This is a genomic window from Rhizobium oryzicola (assembly GCF_030504645.1).
GTDB classification, from domain to species: domain Bacteria; phylum Pseudomonadota; class Alphaproteobacteria; order Rhizobiales; family Rhizobiaceae; genus Neorhizobium; species Neorhizobium oryzicola.
On sequence record NZ_JAUKWQ010000029.1, the window covers coordinates 1 to 1,164 of the forward strand.

At 56.4% G+C, this 1,164-nt stretch carries 1 protein-coding gene; it reads right to left on the minus strand.

Going from position 1 to position 1,164, the window contains the following annotated elements:
• Window positions 1-932: IS110 family transposase (locus Q2T52_RS26750; RefSeq protein WP_302079941.1), on the minus strand; the 932-nt coding region annotated here is incomplete at its 3' end.
• Window positions 933-1,164 lie beyond the last annotated feature (232 nt).

Genomic DNA, 1,164 nt, shown 5'->3' on the forward strand with positions numbered 1-1,164 from the left:
TGTTTTGGGGTCCATTTCCGGTTGTTTTTCAACAGTGCGTTTGCGAGCACAATGAGCTTTCGCATGATTGCGGTGATGGCGACCTTCGGTGGTTTTCCGGCGGCTTTGAGCTGGTCGTATTTGACCTTGAGGTCCGGGTTGAAGCGGCATGCTACGAGAGCAGGCATGTAAAGCGCCTGGCGGACGATGGCCCTTCCGCCAGCGATGAAAGCGCGTCCGGTCCATTGTCCTGACTGACGGCTCATGGGGGCAAGCCCCGATAGGGCTGCTGCTGCTTTCTCATCCAGTTCGCCGAGTTCCGGCATCTCGATGAGAAGCGTGAATGCCGTGACATGCGACAGGCCGGGGATTGAAACGAGGATGCTGAACCTGGTCTTCAGGGTCGCGTCCTCTCCAATCAAGGCCATGATGGCTTCGTCTACGGCCTTGATCTGGCGCTCGATCTGCCTGAGCCTATCTGCGTTCTGTTTCTTCAGGAGTAGGTTGGACAGGTTCTTCGACCTGTTCTTCGCGGCCGTCCTGTCCTTGATGAGGGCCAGTCGCGCCATATGCAACTCTTTCAAGTCATTGTGGATTTGTGTGTTGGCCTCAAGAATGCGCGTTTCAAGAAGCATGCCATAACGCGCCAGTAACTTGGCATCGATCCTGTCTGTCTTGGCAAGCCTGCCGGTGGCTTCGCAAAAGCGCCGCGCAAGACGGGGATTGACCTTTGAAAGCGGCAACCCTTGCACCATCATGAAGCGCTCGAAGGCCCTGTGATAGGGGCCGGTGGGTTCAAAGACGATGCGCTGCACGTCCTTTGTGCCGATCCATCTGAGAATGGCGGCAAAGCCCTTGCGGTCGTTGGCAACCTTCAGCGTTTGGCCACCCGGCAGGCTGTAGAGGTCGATATGGTCTTTCGAGATGTCCGCGCCGATGGTAATATCCGTCATCTTTTCTGATCTCCCATGCTTGTCATCCGAGCCCAAAGCTCGGGTATCCGTTCAGGACGATTGGAAAAGATGGGGGCGATCAAACTCTAGCTCGGCCCGGCATTCGCAAGAATGGCGGCCTCGCGTTTCACGATCCGTTCCCCACCGCCGGAAGAGGATGGCCGTCCTCTCCGGCGCTTCTTATCTCACCAAGAAGCATGGAAATCATAAGACAAGCATTTCCGGCAAACTC